This window comes from Phytohabitans rumicis (genome assembly GCF_011764445.1).
GTDB classification, from domain to species: domain Bacteria; phylum Actinomycetota; class Actinomycetes; order Mycobacteriales; family Micromonosporaceae; genus Phytohabitans; species Phytohabitans rumicis.
Genome location: NZ_BLPG01000001.1, coordinates 1986047 through 2003907, shown reverse-complemented (window position 1 = coordinate 2003907; position 17861 = coordinate 1986047). Strand labels below are relative to the sequence as shown.

At 73.4% G+C, this 17861-nt stretch carries 15 protein-coding genes, 2 pseudogenes and 1 riboswitch; of the genes and pseudogenes, 9 read left to right on the top strand and 8 right to left on the bottom strand.

From position 1 onward, the window contains the following. Positions 1-23 precede the first annotated feature (23 nt). Entirely contained in the window at positions 24-161 is a 138-nt protein-coding gene (locus Prum_RS08495; RefSeq protein WP_173075415.1) for a hypothetical protein, read from the top strand. A gap of 555 nt (positions 162-716) precedes the next feature. Here Prum_RS08495 and Prum_RS08490 read toward each other — a convergent pair. Next, positions 717-1070, bottom strand: coding sequence for an MmcQ/YjbR family DNA-binding protein (locus tag Prum_RS08490; RefSeq protein WP_173075413.1), 354 nt, complete (start codon positions 1068-1070; stop codon positions 717-719). Positions 1071-1074: 4 nt separating this feature from the next. Beyond that, the gene (locus Prum_RS08485) at positions 1075-1476 is read right to left on the bottom strand and encodes a hypothetical protein (protein WP_173075411.1); all 402 of its coding nucleotides are present in this window, start codon (positions 1474-1476) and stop codon (positions 1075-1077) included. A 63-nt stretch (positions 1477-1539) separates the two neighbouring features. Here Prum_RS08485 and Prum_RS08480 point away from each other — a divergent pair, with 63 nt between their 5' ends. Further along, complete coding sequence (locus tag Prum_RS08480; protein ID WP_173075409.1) at positions 1540-1896, top strand: MmcQ/YjbR family DNA-binding protein; 357 nt, start codon at positions 1540-1542, stop codon at positions 1894-1896. Between the two features lie 19 nt (positions 1897-1915). Here the strand turns inward: Prum_RS08480 and Prum_RS08475 are convergent, their stop codons facing one another. Further along, positions 1916-2317: a VOC family protein gene (locus Prum_RS08475; protein WP_173075408.1), complete on the bottom strand. Its 402-nt coding sequence runs from the start codon at positions 2315-2317 to the stop codon at positions 1916-1918. A 56-nt stretch (positions 2318-2373) separates the two neighbouring features. On the opposite strand from Prum_RS08475, the gene Prum_RS08470 reads away from it, so the two are divergent. Next, complete coding sequence (locus tag Prum_RS08470) at positions 2374-6549, top strand: glycoside hydrolase family 38 N-terminal domain-containing protein (RefSeq protein WP_173075406.1); 4176 nt, start codon at positions 2374-2376, stop codon at positions 6547-6549. On the opposite strand, the gene Prum_RS08465 is transcribed toward Prum_RS08470, so the two are convergent. Beyond that, the gene (locus tag Prum_RS08465) at positions 6533-7252 is read right to left on the bottom strand and encodes a CbtA family protein (RefSeq protein ID WP_173075404.1); all 720 of its coding nucleotides are present in this window, start codon (positions 7250-7252) and stop codon (positions 6533-6535) included. The genes Prum_RS08470 and Prum_RS08465 overlap by 17 nt on opposite strands. 5 nt (positions 7253-7257) lie before the next feature. After that, on the bottom strand, positions 7258-7392 hold the full coding sequence (locus Prum_RS08460; RefSeq protein WP_246277746.1) for a CbtB domain-containing protein: 135 nt from the start codon (positions 7390-7392) through the stop codon (positions 7258-7260). 80 nt (positions 7393-7472) lie between these two features. Further along, positions 7473-7646, bottom strand: a riboswitch (cobalamin riboswitch). Between the two features lie 10 nt (positions 7647-7656). Between Prum_RS08460 and Prum_RS08455 the strand changes: the two are divergent. From Prum_RS08455 to Prum_RS08435, 6 genes and pseudogenes are all read left to right on the top strand, one after another. After that, positions 7657-9491, top strand: a pseudogene (locus Prum_RS08455) (magnesium chelatase subunit D family protein). Beyond that, a complete protein-coding gene (gene cobO / locus Prum_RS08450) occupies positions 9491-10093 on the top strand; it encodes a cob(I)yrinic acid a,c-diamide adenosyltransferase (RefSeq protein WP_173075401.1) in 603 nt (200 codons plus the stop codon). The pseudogene Prum_RS08455 and the gene cobO overlap by 1 nt, the downstream one beginning before the upstream one ends. Beyond that, positions 10087-11433 (top strand): cobyrinic acid a,c-diamide synthase CobB, encoded by a 1347-nt coding sequence (locus Prum_RS08445; protein ID WP_173075399.1) that lies wholly within the window; start codon positions 10087-10089, stop codon positions 11431-11433. Before cobO ends, Prum_RS08445 begins: the two co-directional genes overlap by 7 nt. Positions 11434-11443: 10 nt before the next feature. After that, a complete protein-coding gene (locus Prum_RS51170; protein ID WP_246277745.1) occupies positions 11444-11623 on the top strand; it encodes a hypothetical protein in 180 nt (59 codons plus the stop codon). Then, positions 11620-11901 carry a phosphoribosyltransferase gene (locus tag Prum_RS08440; RefSeq protein WP_246277744.1) on the top strand — a complete coding sequence of 94 codons (282 nt, stop codon included), beginning with the start codon at positions 11620-11622 and terminating at the stop codon, positions 11899-11901. Before Prum_RS51170 ends, Prum_RS08440 begins: the two co-directional genes overlap by 4 nt. Positions 11902-11976: 75 nt before the next feature. Next, on the top strand, positions 11977-12162 hold the full coding sequence (locus Prum_RS08435; RefSeq protein WP_173075397.1) for a hypothetical protein: 186 nt from the start codon (positions 11977-11979) through the stop codon (positions 12160-12162). A gap of 81 nt (positions 12163-12243) precedes the next feature. Here Prum_RS08435 and Prum_RS08430 read toward each other — a convergent pair whose 3' ends face one another. From Prum_RS08430 to Prum_RS08420, 3 genes and pseudogenes are all read right to left on the bottom strand, one after another. Then, positions 12244-13629: a WD40 repeat domain-containing protein gene (locus Prum_RS08430; RefSeq protein WP_173075395.1), complete on the bottom strand. Its 1386-nt coding sequence runs from the start codon at positions 13627-13629 to the stop codon at positions 12244-12246. A 121-nt stretch (positions 13630-13750) separates the two neighbouring features. Further along, positions 13751-14257: a SigE family RNA polymerase sigma factor gene (locus tag Prum_RS08425; protein WP_173075393.1), complete on the bottom strand. Its 507-nt coding sequence runs from the start codon at positions 14255-14257 to the stop codon at positions 13751-13753. Between the two features lie 61 nt (positions 14258-14318). Next, positions 14319-17832: pseudogene (locus tag Prum_RS08420) on the bottom strand (cobaltochelatase subunit CobN). Positions 17833-17861: the final 29 nt, after the last annotated feature.

Here is a 17861-nt window from a genome sequence, read left to right as displayed (position 1 = left end):
CTCTTTTCCACGACCATTCGCCCTTGATCGACGCCAAAGTCCTTGATCGGCGAGCGCTGCCGGGGGTGTGGGACGGTGTCCGCTTCCCGCGAGACGCCGCCACCGAGATCGTGGGCAATGTCGGGGACATCGCCCACTCCGACGAGCGCGGCGCCGCGTAGGCCACGGGTTACCCGTGAGTAGGGGGCCCCTGCTGGGGATCGGGCGTGAGTAGGGCGCCCTCTGTACAGCTTCACGCAGGCAAAGGGGCGCCCCCAAGGCCGGGTAGTTAAGGAAAGTGGGCCCTTGTCAAGCGGTGTCGGCGCTGTTCGACGTGGCCGGGGCGATCGGGCCGGCCGCTCGGACGTATCCGGCATACCCGACCGCGAGACCCAAGGCCATCCACGACTGTGGCGAGTAGTTGCCCCGTGGACGGCAACTACTCGCCACAGTCGTCAAGACCCGCCCTGCGTCGTCAGCGCTTGACACGCACCGGGTTCCCCTAACTTCCCGGCCTTGGGGGCGCGCCCACTCACAGCGGGACGCCCAATGGGCCCCCTTTTTGGGGCTCCTGTCCGCTCCGGGGGCCTACCCGCCCCGCCCGGCCCGCGCCGATCAAGGAAAACCGCGTCGATCAAGGGCAAACGGTCGTGGATCGGAGATCAAAGCACGACCGTTCGCCCTTGATCGACGAGGAGAGCGCGGGGCGCGGAGGGCGGAGGGCGGGCGCGGAGGGCTTAGGTCGGGCGCTCTCGTTTGGGGAGCTTGCTGACCACCGCGTCGTACGAGGCGTCCACCGCTTCGAGCAGCTCGTCCGGCGGGATCTTGCCGTCGAAGCCCAGCGTGTTCCACCCGGACCGGCCGATGTACGCCATCACCGACGCGTCGTCCGGATAGCGGGCCAGCCATTCGTCGGCCACCTCGCGGCTGGCGCCGCACTTGACTCCGACGCTGCCTCGCGACTCCGACTCCGAGCCCAGGAACGCGAAGATCTTGCTGCCGACCTTCACCACGACGTCGCCCTCCCAGGGCTCGTCCTGCCACGCTCCGGGCTTGGCCAGGCAGTACGCCAGCACCTCGTCCCACGTCATGGCCCTAGGCTATGAGAAGTCCGACCCCGAGCGTAATCGTGCCGGCGGCCAGGCACGCGGCGCCGGCCCAGAGGATCGCGAAGAAGCGGTTGGGCTGAGTGACGTCCTTGCCGGCGGACGAGGCGAAGAAGCCCCCGGACATCAGGATCGCCGCCGCCGGTACGCCGAGGCGCGCCACCCAGTCCGCGACGCCGTCGAGCGTGGTCGCGTCGGCGAGGAGTTGGCACACCAGCCCCAGCGTCACGAGTACGCCGGCGTGCGCGTGCCCGGCCCGGGCGAACGCCTTCTGGAAGTCGGTCATCGGCACCTGACCCCGCACGATCTTGGTCATGAACCAGCCGCCGAACTCGATGGTCACGATCGTCAGCAGCATGATGCCCGCGACGACCCGACTGGCGTCACTCATGACAACCTCCGATCTAGCCGCTGTCAAGTTACGCGAACGATAGCACACGGATACGGTGAAGCGGTGGTGACGGCGGAGGACGTACGGCAGGTGGCGCTGTCCCTGCCACGCGCCTACGAGGCGCTGGTGCGCGACCGGGTGAAGTTCCGGGTGGGGCGGATCGTCTTCGTGTCGCTGTCCCGGGACGAGACGTTGATGGGCTTCGGCTTTCCCAAGGAGGAGCGCGAGGCCCTGGTCGCCGCCGAGCCCGACAAGTTCCTGATGCCGATCAAGTCCGACGAGCGGTATCAGTGGGTCCGGGTGCGGCTGGCCGCCATCGACCGCGACGAGATGCGCGAGCTCGTCACCGACGCGTGGCGCATGTGCGTGCCGAAGAAGGTGGCGGCCGCCTACGACTCAGCCGCGCCGGACGCGGGGTAGGGCAAAGGACAACTGGGCGTCACCCCAGTTCCTCGAAGAGCGTCAGCTGCAGGTGCGCCGGGCCTTCGAGGCGGGAGTTCAGCGAGTCCCAGGGCGTGCGGGTCGGTGGGGCGATCACCTCGGCGCCGGCCGCGGCCAGCCGCGCGGTCGCCTCGGCGGCGTCGTCGACCTCGAACGCGACCCGGATGTGCCCGGCCACCCGCCGCCCCACCTCGACCTCGTCGACGTAGTCGGCGTGCCCGGCGTCGGCCAGTTCGAGGGTGGCGACTCCGGCCTCCAGGATCGCCACGCGCCCGTCCGGCGAGGAGAACGCGGCCTGCTCGGGCATGCCGAGGACGTCGCGGTAGAAGCGCAGCGCGGCGTCGTAGTCGTCGGCGGTGACGACGAGGCGAAGCTGCCGGACCGGAGAAGATCCACTCATGTGCTTACCTTAGTGTGTACGGCGCTGAGCTGGGACTATGGCATGGGAGGAACGGCGTGACACCGCGCGTTTTGGCCGTCGAGGGCACGGACCTCTTCACGGGTACGGCCAGCGCGCCGCTGCAGGTGATGCGGGTCACCCTGGGGGAGGGGCGAGGACCCGTCACGGTACGCGTCGAGGGGCCGTCGGTCACCACGCCGGAGCCCGTGGTGGTCCACGAGGTGCCGGGCGTCGTCGAGGTCGGGGTGCGGATCGCCGCCCCCGCGCCGGCCGGCTCGGTGCACCGGGTCACCGCCCTCGTCGACGACCAACCGTCCATGGTGGACACGTTCATCACGGCGGCCGACACCGGCTGGACGATGTGGATGGTGTCGCACTTCCACTACGACCCGGTGTGGTGGAACACCCAGGGCGGCTTCACCGAGGTCTGGCACGACCTGCCGTGGGCGGACCGGCTGCGGCCACCGTTCGTGCGGACGGCGTTCGACCTCGTCCGGGCGCACCTGGAGGCGGCCCGGCACGACGAGGACTACCGGTTCGTGCTCGCCGAGATCGACTACCTCAAGCCGTACTGGGACGCGTTTCCCGGTGACCGGGCCGAGCTGCGCCGGTTCCTGCACGAGGGGCGCGTCGAGTTGGTCGGCGGGGCGTACAACGAGCCCAACACCAACCTCACCCACCCCGAGTCGACGATCCGCAACGCGGTCTACGGCATCGGATACCAGCGCGACGTGCTCGGCGGCGATCCCCGCTCGGCCTGGATGCTCGACGTCTTCGGGCACGACCCGGCCTTTCCCGGCCTCATGGCGGACGCCGGCCTGGACTCCAGCGCCTGGGCGCGCGGGCCGTTCCACCACGTCGGGGCGAAGCGGCATACCGGCGACATCACCCGGATGCAGTTTCCCAGCGAGTTCGAGTGGGTCTCGCCGAGCGGGCGCGGGCTGCTGACCGCGTACATGGCCAACCACTATGTGGCGGGCTGGGACATCGAGCGCAAGGATACGCTCGACGCCGCGATGGCCGAGGCGTACGCCCAGTTCCGGGAGTTGAAGCGGGTCGCCGCGACGCGCAACGTGCTGCTGCCCGTGGGACACGACCACAACGTGCCGTCGCGCTGGTGCACGGAGATCCACCGGCACTGGGCCAAGCGGTACGTGTGGCCCCGCTTCGTGGTCGGCCTGCCGCGCGACTTCTTCGCCGCCGTACGCGCCGACCTTGCCCACAGTGGACGGTCGTTGTCACCGCAGACCCGGGACATGAACCCGGTCTACACCGGCAAGGACGTGTCCTACATCGACACCAAACAGGCCCAGCGGGCCGGCGAGGTCGCGGTGCTGGACGCGGAGCGGCTGTCCACAGTGGCCACGTTGTTCGGGCACCGGTTTCCGGCCGAGGCGCTGGACAAGGCGTGGCGGCAGCTGGCCTACGGCGCCCACCACGACGCGGTCACCGGCACCGAGTCCGACCAGGTCTACCTGGACCTGCTCGGCGGTTGGCGCGAGGCGTACGAGTGGTCCGCCGGCGCGCGGGACGCGGCGGTGCGCGCCATCGGGGAGCAGGTCGGCACCGCTGGCCCGGGGCGCCCGGTGCTGGTGGTCAACCCGCTGTCCTGGGCGCGCGACGGGGTCACCACGGTCCGGCTGGCGTTCGACGCGCCCGGCCCGCAAGGGGTTGCCGTCGCCTCCGACGATGGCGAGCCCGTGAAGGCGGTATCCGAAGGGGTATGCCGGCACCCGGATGGCACGCTCGCCGAGGTCACGCTCTCGTTCCTGGCCCGCGCGGTCCCGCCGGTCGGCTACCGGGTCTACCGCGTCCTCGACGCGCCCGACGTGCCCGCGGGTTGGACCCGGGCCACCGGACACACCGCGTCGAACGACGCCTTCCTGGTGGCGGCCGACCCGGCCCGGGGCGGCGCGCTGTCCCGCGTCCTTGACCGCCGGACCGGCCGCGAGTTGCTGCGCCCCGGCGGCCTGGGCGGCGCGCTCGTCCGCCAGGAGGAGCACGACTCCCATCCACGGTGGGGCGAGGGGCCGTGGCACCTGCTGCCGAAGGGGCCCGGTCACGGCGCCGGACCCGCCGAGGTGTACGCGGAGACGAGCCCGGTCGGCAGCCGGGTCGTCTCGGTCGCGGACCTCGGCGACCTGCGCGCCCGCCAGGAGGTCACACTGTGGGACGGCGTCGACCGGGTCGACTTCCGCACCCACGTCGACGGCTCCATCGGGCAGGACCACCTGCTGCGGGTGCGCTTCGACCTCGACGCGCCCGGCGCGCTTCCGGTGTCCGAGGTGGGGTTCGCCGCGATCGGCCGGTCGTTCGGCTTTCCCAATTCGGACGCCGCCGAACATCTGTGGACATTGGACAATCCGGCGCACACCTGGGCCGGGCTGTCCGCGACGGCGCGGATCCGGGTACGACTGCCCGACGGGAGCCGCCAGGAGCACGCGATCGGCGTGGCCGAGGTGATCGCGGACGCACCGGCCCGGGACCTGCTCGTCCGGCTCGCCGCGATCGGGGTCACCGCCACCGGCACCCGCCCGGACGGGCAACGCTACGGCGCCCTGGACGCCGACTCGAACCTGCCGGACGTGCGGATCGCGCTGGGCGCCGGCAACTCCTTCGCGGCGGCGGTGCTGGAGTCGGCCGGCCCGGCGTACCGGGAGGCGCTGGCGCGTACCGGAAAGGTCTTCGTCCCCGCGGACCGCAGCCGCCGGGCGGCCTGGACGCCGGACGCGGACCTGCGCGGCCCGCGCGACCTGCCGGTGCTCGTGGTGGCCGGCGAGGCGCTGGACGTCGACGGCACGGCCATCGACGCGGCGGGCGTCGCGCCGGTCGCCGAGCCGTTCGGCGGCCACTCGGTCGCGCTGGTCAACCACGGCACGCCGAGCTTCGTCGCCGAGCCCGACGGCACGCTGTACCTGTCGCTGATGCGGTCGTGCAGCGCGTGGCCGTGCGGCGTCTGGATCGACGGGCCGCGGCGCACCGCCCCGGACGGCAGTTCGTTCGCCTGGCAGCACTGGACCCACACGTTCCGCTACAGCCTGGTGGCCGGCGCGGGTGACTGGCGGGACGCCGGCTTCGTGCGCGCCGGTCAGGAGGTCAACCACCCGGTGCACGCCACGGAGGTGCCCGCCGCCGCCGGCCCGCTCCCGGCGAGCCTGAGCCTCGCCTCCGTCGAGCCGGAGACGGTCGTGCTGGCCGCGCTCAAGCCGCGTGGCAACCCGATGGCGTCTGGCCAGCCCAACGACGGCTCGTCAGGGGTGACGTTCCGCCTGTACGAGTCGGCCGGCGCCCCGGCAACGGCCACGGTGCGCCTGCACGGCGGGCTCGACAGCGCGGTCGCGACGGATCTGCTGGAGGGCACGGCGCGCGGCCCGCTCACTGTGGACGGTGAGGCTGCGGTGGTCGACCTGGCCGCAGCGGACGTGGTGACGGTCGGCGCCCAGCCGCTGCTGCTGGCTGCCGGCGCGGCCCTGGGGCCCGCGCGAGCGGAGCGAGCGCCAGCCAGCAGAGTGATCGAGCCGGCTCAGCCGGTCTACACCCGGTACTGGCTGCACAACAAGGGTCCGGCCCCGGTGGGCTACCTGCCGGTGAGCGTCCACGTCGAACCGACGTCCATCGCACCGGGCGGCACCGTCCTGGTACGCGTCGCGTCCGGGACCCGTGCGGCGGCCGGCGTGGTCGACCTGGACGTGCCGGCCGGGCTCACCGTGACCCCGGACGGACCGCTGCCGTACGACCTGGCGGCGGGCGAGCACGCCGAGTTCGCGGTGCGGGTGCGCGCCGACGGCGCCCCGGCGGGGACGTATTTCGTGGGCGCCCGGATCCGTGACGACCTCGGGCAGGTGCTGGAGGACGTAGTCGCGGTGGCGGTCGGCGAGGCGGGCGTGCCGCTGGACGTCGTCCTCGACGCCGAGCCGCTCCGGCTCGCTCCAGGTGTTCGGGCCGACCTCGCCGTGCGGCTGGACAACCGGTCGCCCGGCGAGATCCGCGGCGAGGCGCAGTTGGTGAGCCCGTACGGCACCTGGGGCGGGCCGGACTGCGGCGTCGCCATCACGCCGTGGACGCAGGGCTTCGCCGTGCCGGCGGGCGGCAGCACGCGTCTGCGGTACGAAGTCGCGGCGCCGGCCACCGCCCGGCCGGGCAGCCACTGGTGGGCCCTCGTCAAGGTTGTCTACTTCGGACGGTTGCACTACACCGAGGCGGTGCCGGTCGAGATCAGACCGGCGCCATGACCTTTCGCGGCGTCAACAGCAGCCCGAAGCTGAGCCCGAACACGGTCCACAGGGCCGCCAGTTCGGCCACGGAGGCGAGCCGGAAGTCCCACAGCAGCCCGGCCGGGATGTCGGCCGGCACGCCGTCCGGAGTGGCCGGCCACGTCATCAGCAGCGCGGCGTAGCCGGCCGCGGCGACCGCGACGGCGAGCGCCGCACGGTGCGCGGGTGGCCACGGGCGCGCCGCCAGCCGGTCGTGGACGAGCAACGCCAGCCACGTGACGGCGATCCCGGCGGCGATCAGCGTGAGGTACTGGACGGTGCGCTCGGTCACCGTGTCGGGATCGCCCACGCCGGGCGGGTTCGCGGGGTACTTCAGGGCCGGCAGCAGCGCGACCGTGACGAACCCGAGGAACGACAGCAGCGCCGCCCGGCCGAAGTCGGTGCCGGCGGGCAGCCGGTGCCGCACCCGGGCGAAGACCACGGCCACGACCAGCGCGAGGCACACCGCGACGATCGCCGCGGCCACCATGCCGCCGATCACCTGTGTGGTACGGCCGTACAGCGCCTCCTCGTGCACTGTGGACCGTGCCTCTTCGATGACCAGGGCGTTGTCGATCTGCGGCTCCACGAGGAGCAGGGCGACGAGCGAGGCGGCGACGCCGGCGAAGAGCCCGGCGAGCGCCCCGCGGCGCACGATCGCGCCGAGGGTGAGGGAACCCATCGCGGCTAGTGGCAGGGAACGCCGAAGGCGTGCCGGCCGTCGTGCGTGAGCTCGTGGATCTGGTCGGCGAACGCGGTGCCGTTGAGCTGCAAGAGCACGAAGACCGCGGCGATGGCGGCGGCCGCGAGCAGCCAGGCCACCACAGGTACGCGAACGGGGGTGACGGCGGAAGCCGAAGGTGCTGACATGCCAGGTGTTCCTCTCGTCCATGCCTCGTGGCGATGCGGTGCGTGCCACGGCCGGTCTCCTGGCTCCCGGATCAGCGCACTCCCTCAACCTTCCCAGACCGTTGCCGGCCCAGTGGCGTCGCGAGGGAACACTCCCCGGTCACAGTGGCGAGGACCACGCCGGACTTTCACCGGCTTCCCGATACACCGTGGCCTGGGCAGCCTAACATGGCCCGCATGCCCGCGGCCTATCCCTTCTCCGCCGTCGTCGGCCTTGACGACCTGCGTCTCGCACTCCTGCTCACCGCCGTCAATCCTGCGATCGGGGAGTGCTTGTGCGCGGCGAGAAAGGTACGGCGAAATCGACCGTCGTGCGCGCGCTGGCGACCCTGCTGCCCGAGTTGGACGCCGTACGCGGCTGCCGCTTCGCCTGCGACCCCGCCGCGCCGGACGCCTCCTGCCCGGACGGTCCGCACGACCCCGGCGCGGGGTGACCCGGCGCCGGGCCGCGCTCGTCGAACTGCCGGTCGGCGCCACCGAAGACCGGGTCGTGGGCACCCTGGACATCCAGCGGGCGCTCACCGAGGGCGTCAAGGCGTACGAGCCTGGACTGCTCGCCGCCGCCCATCGTGGACTGCTCTATGTGGACGAAGTGAACCTGCTCCCGGACCACCTCGTGGACCTGTTGCTGGACGCCGCCGCGATGGGCCGGGCGCACGTGGAGCGGGACGGGGTCTCGGTCAAGCACGCGGCCCGCTTCCTGCTGGTCGGCACCATGAACCCGGAGGAGGGCGAGCCGCGCCCGCAGCTGGTGGACCGGTTCGGCCTGGTGGTCTCGGTCGGGTCGCCCGACGAGCCGGCACCCCGGCCGAGGTGGTACGCCGGCGGCTGGCGTACGACGCCGACCCGGACGGCTTCGCCGCGCGATGGTCCATACAGGACAATGCGCTCGCCGGCCGGATCGCGGACGCCCGCGACGTGTTGCCCGGTGTACGGCTGCCCGATGTCGAGCTGGACCGGATCGCCCGCATCTGCCTGGCGTACGGGGTGGACGGGTTGCGCGCCGACATCGTGGTCGCGCGGGCCGCGTTGACGCTCGCCGCGTGGCAGGGCCGGGACGAGGTGACCCCGGACGACATCCGGGACGCGGCCCGGCTCGCGCTGCCGCACCGGCGCCGGCGCGATCCGCTGGACCCGCCCGGGAGCGACTCGTCGAAGCTGGAGGAGGCGCTGCGCGAGCCGGACGAGGAGCCGGACGGTCCGGATGACGGTGGCCCGACGGGGTCCCGCCCGTCCGGCGAAGGCGATGGGACGGACCAGCCGGTCGCCGCGCCGGGGCAGGCGTACCAGCCGCGGGTGCTGGCGCTGCCGAAGGCGGGCGAGCGGGCGCACACCGGCCGGCGGTCCCAGGCGTACGCCCGGCGCGGCCGGGTGGTCGGCGCCCGGCTGCCGCGGGGTCCGGCGCCCCGCACCTGCCGGCCACGCTGCGGGCCGCCGCCGCGCGGGGCAGCCGCACGGTCCACCCGGGCGACCTGCGCGAGTCCGTCCACATCGGACTGGAGGCGAACCTGGTGCTCTTCGTGGTGGACGCCTCCGGGTCGATGGCCGCCCGCAAGCGGATGGGCACGGTGAAGACCGCCGTGCTGTCGCTGCTGCGCGACGCGTACCAGCGGCGGGACCGGGTCGGCATGATCACATTCCGGGGCGCCGGGGCGGACGAGGTGCTGCCGCCGACGTCCAGCCACGAGGTGGGGGTGGCCCGGCTCGCCGAGTTGCGCACCGGTGGCCGTACGCCGCTGGCCGCCGGCCTGCGCGCGGCGGCGCGTACGCTGCGGACCGAGCGCCGCCGCGACCCGCGCCGCCGGCCGCTGCTCGTGGTGGTCACCGACGGGCGCGCCACCGCCGGGGAAGACCCGCTCACCGTCACCCCGGAGCTCGCCGGCACCACCACGGTGGTCGTCGACTGCGAGGCCGGCCCGGTGCGCTTCGGCCTGGCCCGGCGGCTGGCCGACGCTATGGGCGCCGAGTGCGTCCCGCTCGCGCAGCTGTCCACGCTGAGGAGGGCCGCCTGATGCCGCAGGGCAAGCCGGAGCACGTGCCCGACGACGGGCTCACCACGCGGGAGCGGCGCCGACAGCCGGTGCTGGCCGTCCACACCGGACAGGGCAAGGGCAAGTCCACGGCGGCGTTCGGGATGGCGCTGCGCGCGTGGAGCGCCGGCTGGCCGATCGTGGTGTACCAGTTCGTGAAGAGTCCAAAGTGGAAGGTCGGCGAGGAGGCGGCCCTGCGGGCGCTCGGCGAGACCGGCAAGGGCGGGGCGGTCACCTGGCACAAGATGGGTGAGGGCTGGTCGTGGATCCAGCGTCCCGGCACCGAGCGCGACCACGCCGCCGAGGCCGCCGAGGGTTGGGCGCAGATCAAACGCGACCTGGCCGCCGAAGCCTATCGGTTCTACGTGCTCGACGAGTTCACGTACCCGATGAAGTGGGGCTGGGTCGACGTCGCGGATGTCGTCGCGACGCTGCGCGAGCGCCCCGGCGGCCAGCACGTCGTGGTCACCGGGCGGGACGCCCCGGCCGGCCTGGTCGACCTGGCCGACCTGGTCACCGACATGACGAAGGTCAAGCATCCGATGGACGCCGGACGCAAGGGCCAGCAGGGCATCGAGTGGTAGCCCGGCTCGTCGTCGCGGCGCCCGCGTCCGGGCACGGCAAGACGACGGTCGCGACCGGACTGCTGGCCGCGTTCGCCGCCCGCGGCACCCGGGTCGCCGGCTTCAAGGTGGGCCCGGACTACATCGACCCCGGCTACCACGCGCTCGCCGCCGGCCGGCCGGGCCGCAACCTCGACCCGGTGCTGGTGGGGCAGGAGCGCATCGGGCCGCTGTTCGCGCACGGCAGCGCCGGCGCGGAACTCGCGGTAATAGAGGGCGTCATGGGCCTGTACGACGGTCGCGTCGGCGCGGGCGACTTCGGCTCCACCGCCCACGTCGCCGCGCTCCTGCGCGCCCCGGTGGTGCTGGTCGTCGACGCGTCCGCGCAGGGCCGCTCGGTGGCCGCGCTCGTGCACGGCTTTCGGTCCTTTGGGGACGTCCCGCTGGCCGGCGTCATCCTCAACCGAGTCGGTTCAGACCGGCACGAAACCCTGCTGCGGGACGCGTGCGAGGAGGTCGGCACCCCCGTACTCGGAGCGCTGCGCAGGCACTCGGCGGTGGCCGCGCCGTCGCGGCACCTCGGCCTGGTGCCGGTCGTGGAACGCTCGGCGGAGGCCGAGGCGTCCGTCGCGGCGCTCGCCGCCGTCGTGGCCGGCGGGGTCGACCTCGACGCGGTGCTCGCGGTGGCGCGGACCGCACCACCCTTGCAGGCCACGCCGTGGTCACCGTCCTATCCGGACCCGGTCACCGGCCGGCCGGTGGTCGCGGTCGCCGGTGGTCCGGCGTTCAGCTTCGGGTACGCCGAGACCGTCGAGCTGTTGCGCGGCGCGGGCGCCGAGGTGTCCATCGTGGACCCCTTGCGTGACGAGGCGCTGCCGCCGGGCACCCGGGCGCTCGTGGTGGGCGGCGGCTTTCCCGAGGTGTACGCCGACCGGCTGGCCGCCAACGCGCCGCTGCGCGCCGCCGTGGCCGCGCTGGCCGCGTCCGGCGCGCCGATCGCGGCCGAGTGCGCGGGGCTGCTGTGGCTGTGCCGCAGCCTCGACGGCGCCCCGATGTGCGGGGTGCTGGACGCCGACGCGGCGATGACCGACCGGCTGACGCTGGGCTACCGGGACGCCGTGGCCCTGACCGACAGCTCAGTGGCGCCGGCCGGCATGCGGGCGACCGGCCACGAGTTCCACCGCACGGTGGTGACCCCGCCCTCGGCACCGACCCCGGCGTGGGCCTGGCGCGGCGCGGAGCCCGAGGGTTGGGTGGCCGGCGCGGTCCACGCGAGCTACCTGCACCTGCACTGGGCCGGCCATCCCGAGATCCCGGCCCGCCTGGTCGCAGCGAGCCGGGCGTTCACGAACGATCGCTAGGGTGGGCGGCGTGACCGAAGATCGTGAGGTACTCGACTGGGCGACGTTCGGCTCGGCCAGCCGGGAGTTGGCGGGCCAGGTGTCCGCGGACGGGTTCCAGCCGGACCTGATCCTGGCCATCGCCCGGGCGGGCTCTTCCTCGCTGGCGCGCTCGGCTACGCGCTGGAGGTCAAGAACCTGCACGTCATGAACGTCGAGTTCTACACCGGCGTGGACGAGCGCCTCGACATGCCGGTGATGCTGCCGCCGGTGCCGCAGGTCGTCGACCTGGCCGGCGCGCGGGTGCTGATCGCGGACGACGTGGCGGACACCGGGGCGACGCTGAAGCTGGTGCACGACTTCTGCGCGGACCACGTCGCGGAGGTGCGCTGCGCCGTCCTGTACGAGAAGCCGCACACCCGGGTGCGCTGCGAATATGTCTGGAAACGCACCAACAGCTGGATCAACTTTCCCTGGTCCTCCGACTGAACCTCTTGGTGTCCTTGTACCAACAAACCCTCGTTGGCGATATTGCGACAGAGGCCAACGAGGGAGGACAACGCGATGAACGACGTAGCCATCTCCGTAGGTGCGGTCAAGGTTGCGGAGCACGCCCACCGGTTTGGCGTGCCCCTGACCTCCGCGCAGTGCGAGCAGATGTCGCGGGCCGTGCTGGAAGCCGCCGAGCCGTACTTCGACGGCGTGGGGCCGGACCTGGGCTGGCCGCCCCTGCCCGACCCCATGTCCTAGACGTCTATTCCCAGGGTCCTGGATCTAGACGAGAAAGGGTCAGCTCCGAACCCTAACTCGTCTAGATCCAAAAATTCAGGGCTACCGCGACGTCCGCCGTGGTACAGACCGTTGCTCCCGCGGCCTCACCCGCCGCGATCCACACCCCTGGCGCACCCAAGCCGTCGTACGGCGCCCGTAGACCTCGACCTTGCCGGGAACAACCTGAACGTGGGCAAGATCATCATGGATCGACTGGTATCGGCGGATGCGGTCTCCCGGTGCGAGCGGGCGGCGCATCCGGCGCCAGAGCAGCAGGGCGGCGCCGACGACGGTGGCGGCGACGGGGATCGTCAGGGTGGCCGGCCAGGGCCCGCGCCGCGGGCGGCCGGCCTCCCGGACGGTCAGGTCGGGCAGCAGCCCGGTGGCCAGTTGCAGGTCGAACACCTGGCAGTTCTGGGTGCCCAGTTCGCAGGTGCTGCCCGTGTCGAAGCGGGACAGCGTCCGGCGGGTGCCGGCACCCAACGCCACCTCGGTCAGCGACAGCTGACCCGCGTCGTTCGTGGTCGCGACGACCATGCTGTCCGCCGAGCGCCAGCCGAGCAGTTGTACGACGTCCTGGACCGGTTCCGGCACGGGCGTACCGGTGATGGCGAGGAACTGGACATCGACGGTGAGCGACAGGAACACGCTGTGGTTGGTGTTGCCGCCGGACGGCCCGTCCGCGGCCCAGGGCACGGTGGCGAGGAACCGGCCGTCCGGCGACCAGCCGGCGCCGGCGGCCAGTTCGCGCCCGCCGGGGATGGGGACGGTGCCGGACCCGCGGCCGTCGAGGTCGATCAGGTGGGCCTCCTGGCCGACCTGTACGGCGAGCCGGCCGCTGTCCGGGGCGAACGCCGCGGTCCACGCGGGTGTGGCGGTCGGCACCTCGGTGCTCCGCCCGGTCGACACGTCGAGCAGTCGCAGGGTGCCGGTGCGGGCCACCGTGGAGTCGACGAAGTTGACGGAGCCGTCGGAGGGGCCGAGCGGCGCGGCGGCGTACGCCACGTAGCGGCCGTCCGGCGACCAGGCCAGCAGCCGCACGCCGACCGGGTCGCCGATCGGGATGGACCGGCGCCGGCCGTTGGTCAGGTCCACGAGGAGCAGGTCCCGGGTGGCGCGGCGGTCCTCGCCGAGCAGCACGCGGGTGCCGTCCGGTGCGAGCAGCGCCGTCGGGCGGTCGCGCTCGTCGGCGGCGTCGACCCGCCGGTACGTGTCCCGGTCCGCGCCGACGACCAGTGGCTGGAACATGTTGAACAGCTCGCCGTTGCCGTAGCCGTAGAGGGCGATCGCGCGGCCCGGCGGGGCCTTGCTGACGGTGCTGGTGAGCAGCGAGTACCCGGCGAGGCGGTCCGGCAGGCCGGGCTTTTCCGCGGGGCGCCCGGCTGGGCGGGACGCTGCACGACGGGTACGACCACGACGGCGAGGCAGAACACGACGGCCGCCCACACCGCGGCGGCGCCGATCCGCCCGCGGCGGACCGAGCGGCGGCCCCGGGTGAGCACGGTGTCCAGGTAACCGGCCGGCAGCGGCGGGGCGGGCGCGTCCGGCAGCGTGGCGAACAGGTCTCTCATGGCGTCTGCGACCCTCCCGGCACGTAGTTCGGCAGCAGGCGGCGCAGTGCCGCGATGGCGAGCGAGGTCTGGCTCTTGACGGTCCCCGGCGAGCAGCCCAGCGCCGCCGCGGTCTGCGCGACGTCGAGGTCCTCCCAGTAGCGCAGGACCAGCACCGCGCGCTGGCCGCGGGACAGCTTGGCGAGCGCGGTCAGCAGGTCGACGCGGTGCTCGGCGCCGGCCAGCGGGGTGCTCGCGGGCCCCGCCACCTCGGCCGTGGGGCGGACCCGGCGCGCCCAGAAGCGTTCCCGCTCGGCCAGGTAGGCGTGGAGCAGCATCGCCCGCACGTAGGCGTCGGTCGAGTCCGCCGCGGCCGCCCTGCGCCAATGCCGGTACAGCTTGACGAGGCAGTCCTGGAGCAGATCGTCGGCCGCCGACCACTCTCCGCACAGCCGGTGCGCGAGGCGCCGCAGCACCGGCGTGCGGGCCTGCACGTACTCGATGTAATCCCGTTCGTCGCGCAACCTGACCTCCCAGCCCACTATGAGTGGGCCGGGACCCGATTCGGTTGTGGCGCCCGCCCGACTATCGGTCCTCGAGGTCGCCCTCGGTGCGCAGGTACGCCTCCCGGATGCCGTCGAGCACGGCCGGATCCGGGTACTGCCACATCTTGCGGTCGGCCGCCTCCAGGAGGCGCTCGGCGATGGCGTGCAGCGCCCACGGGTTGGACCGCTCCAGGAACGCCCGGTTCTCCGCGTCCAGCACGTACGCCTCGCCGAGCTTGTCGTACATCCAGTCGGCCACGACGCCGGCCGTCGCGTCGTACCCGAACAGGTAGTCCACGGTGGCGGCGAGCTCGAACGCGCCCTTGTAGCCGTGCCGGCGCATGGCCTCCAGCCAGCGCGGGTTGACGACCCGGGCGCGGAAGACGCGCGCTGTCTCCTCACTCAGCGCCCGGGTGCGCACCGCCTCGGGCTGCGTGCTGTCGCCGATGTACGCGGCCGGCGCGGCACCGGTCAGCGCCCGCACCGTGGCGATCATCCCGCCGTGGTACTGGAAGTAGTCGTCGGAGTCGGCGATGTCGTGCTCGCGGGTGTCGACGTTCTTGGCCGCCACGGCGATGCGCCGGTACGCGGTCTCCATGTCGGCGCGCGCGGGCACGCCGTCGAGCCCGCGGCCGTACGCGAAGCCGCCCCAGGCCGCGTACACCTCGGCGAGGTCGGCGTCGTCGCGCCAGTTCCGGCTGTCGATCAGCGGCAGGATGCCGGCCCCGTACGCGCCGGGCTTGGAGCCGAAGACGCGCGTCGTGGCCCGCCGCTCGTCGCCGTGCTCCCGCACGTCCGCCAGCACGTGCGCCCGGACGTAGTTGTCGGCGGCCGGCTCGTCGAGTGCGGCCACCAGCCGGACCGCGTCGTCGAGCATCGCCACCACATGGGGGAACGCGTCGCGGAAGAACCCGCTGATCCGTACCGTCACGTCGATCCGGGGCCGGCCCAGCTCGTCGAGCGGGACCGGCGCGAGGCCGGTCACCCGGCGGGACGCGTCGTCCCACTGTGGACGGACGCCGAGCAGCGCGAACACCTCCGCCACGTCGTCACCGGCGGTACGCATCGCGCTGGTGCCCCACACGGACAGCCCGACCGAGCGGGGCCAGTCGCCGGTGTCCGCGCGGTAGCGGGCCAGCAGCGAGTCGGCCATCGCCTGCCCGGTCTCCCAGGCCAGCCGGCTCGGGATGGCCTTGGGGTCGACGGAGTAGAAGTTTCGCCCGGTGGGCAGCACGTTGACCAGGCCGCGCAGGGGGACCCGCTCGGCCCGGCCGGTACGTAGCCGCCGTCGAGGGCGTGCAGCACGTTCGTCAGCTCGTCCGTCGTACGCGCCAGCCGGGGCACGATCTCGGTGGCGGCGAAGCGGAGGACGTCACCGACCGGGCCGTCGCCGGCGCGGTCGGGCGACCAGCCGTGCGCCTCCATGTCCTCGACCAGCTCGCGCGCCCGCGCCTCCACGCGGTCCACATCGGACCGCTGGGACGAGGTCAGCCCGAGCGCCTCGCGCAGGCCGGGCAGCGAGATCTGCCCGCCCCACATCTGTCGGGCGCGCAGCATCGCCAGCACGAGGTTGACCCGGGCCTCGCCGGTCGGCGCGGCGCCGAGCACGTGTAGCCCGTCGCGGATCTGCGCGTCCTTGACCTCGCACAGCCAGCCGTCCACGTGCAGCAGGAAGTCGTCGAACTCGGCGTCGTGCGGCCGGTCGTCCACCCCCAGGTCGTGGTCGAGGCGCGCGGCCTGGATCAGCGTCCAGAGCTGCGCCCGGATCGCGGGCAGCTTCGCCGGGTCGAGCGCGGCGATGGTGGCGTGCTCGTCGAGGAGCTGCTCCAGGCGGGCGATGTCGCCATAGGACTCGGCCCGCGCCATCGGCGGCACCAGGTGGTCCACGAGCGTGGCGTGCGCCCGGCGCTTGGCCTGCGTGCCCTCGCCGGGGTCGTTGACCAGGAACGGGTAGATCAGCGGTAGGTCACCCAGCGCCGCGTCCGGCCCGCACGCCGCGGACATGCCGACCGTCTTGCCGGGCAACCATTCCAGGTTGCCGTGCTTTCCGATGTGGACGACGGCGTGCGCGCCGAAGGAGTCCGCCACCCACCGGTACGCGGCCAGGTAGTGGTGGCTCGGCGGCAGGTCGGGGTCGTGGTAGATGGCGATCGGGTTGGCGCCGAAGCCGCGGGGCGGCTGCACCATCACGACCACGTTTTCGGCGCGCAGCGCGGCCAGCACGATGTCGCCGTTGGCGTCGACGTACAGCTCGCCGGGGGCGGGCCCCAGTGCCGCTCGATCTGTTCCCGCAGCCGCGCCGGCAGCGTCCGGTCGTACGCCAGGTAGTCGCGGGCCGGGATGCGCACCGGGTTGCCGGCGAGCTGCTCGTCGGTGAGCCAGTCCGGGTCCTGCCCGCCGGCCGCGATGAGCCTGTGCATCAGGGCGTCGCCGTCCGCCGGCAACTCCGAACCCACGGCGTAGCCACGCGAACGCAGGGCGGCCAGCAGCCGTACCGTGCTCGCGGGCGTGTCCAGCCCGACCGCGTTGCCGATCCGGGAGTGCTTCGTCGGGTACGCGGACAGCATGACGGCCACCCGCTTGTCCGGCGCGGCGACGTGCCGCAGCCGGGCGTGCGCGACGGCGATCCCGGCCACCCGTGCGGCCCGCTCGGGGTCGGCGACGTACACGGTGAGCCCGTCGGCGTCGACCTCCTTGAAGGAGAACGGGACCGTGATGATCCGGCCGTCGAACTCGGGGATCGCCACCTGGCTCGCCGCGTCCAGTGGGGACAGTCCATCGTCGCCGGTGGCCCACGCCTGCCGGCTCGTGGTCAGGCACAGCCCTTGCAGGATGGGCACGTCGAGGGCGGCCAGCGCGCCCACGTCCCACGCCTCGTCGTCGCCGCCCGCGCTGGCTTCGGCGGGCCGCGTGCCGCCGGCCGCGAGCACGGTCACGACGAGCGCGTCGGCGTGCCGCAGCGTCGCCAGCAGCGCCGGGTCCGGCGTCCGCAGCGAGGCGCAGTAGACCGGCAGCGGCCGCCCGCCCGCCGCGGCGACGGCCGCGCACAGCGCCGACACGAACGCGGTGTTTCCCGCCACATGGTGCGCCCGGTAGTAGAGCACCGCGACCACCGGCCCGTCGCCGTCCGGCAGGTCCCCGGCGCCCCAGGTCGGCGTGGGCGCCGGCGGCGCGAACCCGTGCCCGGTCAGCAGCACCGTGTCGGACAGGAAGCGGTGCAGCTCGGCCAGGTTTCCCGGCCCGCCGTGGGCGAGGTAGGCGTGCGCCTCCGCGCACACCCCGCTGGGCACGGTCGAGAGCCGCATCAGCTCCGCGTCGGGCGCCTGCTCCCCGCCGAGTACGACGACCGGCCGCGCACCGGCGAGCAATGCGTCGAGCCCGTCCTGCCAGGCCCGGTGGCCGCCGAGGATCCGGACCACCACCAGGTCGGCGCCGTCCACCAGGGCGGGCAGGTCGTCGACGGTGGTGCGGGCCGGGTTGGCCAGGCGGTAGGCGGCGCCGCTCGCCCGCGCGCTGAGCAGGTCGGTGTCGGACGTCGACAGCAGCAGGATCACGCCGGGCTCCTCCCCGGGATCCGCGTCCC

Coding starts and splice junctions, on each gene's coding strand:
- Prum_RS08440 (WP_246277744.1), top strand. CDS start 11,620: ATGAACGTCGAGTTCTACACCGGCGTGGACGAGCGCCTCGACATGCCG.
- Prum_RS08435 (WP_173075397.1), top strand. CDS start 11,977: ATGAACGACGTAGCCATCTCCGTAGGTGCGGTCAAGGTTGCGGAGCAC.
- Prum_RS08485 (WP_173075411.1), bottom strand. CDS start 1,476: ATGAGTGACGCCAGTCGGGTCGTCGCGGGCATCATGCTGCTGACGATC.
- Prum_RS08475 (WP_173075408.1), bottom strand. CDS start 2,317: ATGAGTGGATCTTCTCCGGTCCGGCAGCTTCGCCTCGTCGTCACCGCC.
- cobO (WP_173075401.1), top strand. CDS start 9,491: ATGCCGCAGGGCAAGCCGGAGCACGTGCCCGACGACGGGCTCACCACG.
- Prum_RS08465 (WP_173075404.1), bottom strand. CDS start 7,252: ATGGGTTCCCTCACCCTCGGCGCGATCGTGCGCCGCGGGGCGCTCGCC.
- Prum_RS08490 (WP_173075413.1), bottom strand. CDS start 1,070: ATGACGTGGGACGAGGTGCTGGCGTACTGCCTGGCCAAGCCCGGAGCG.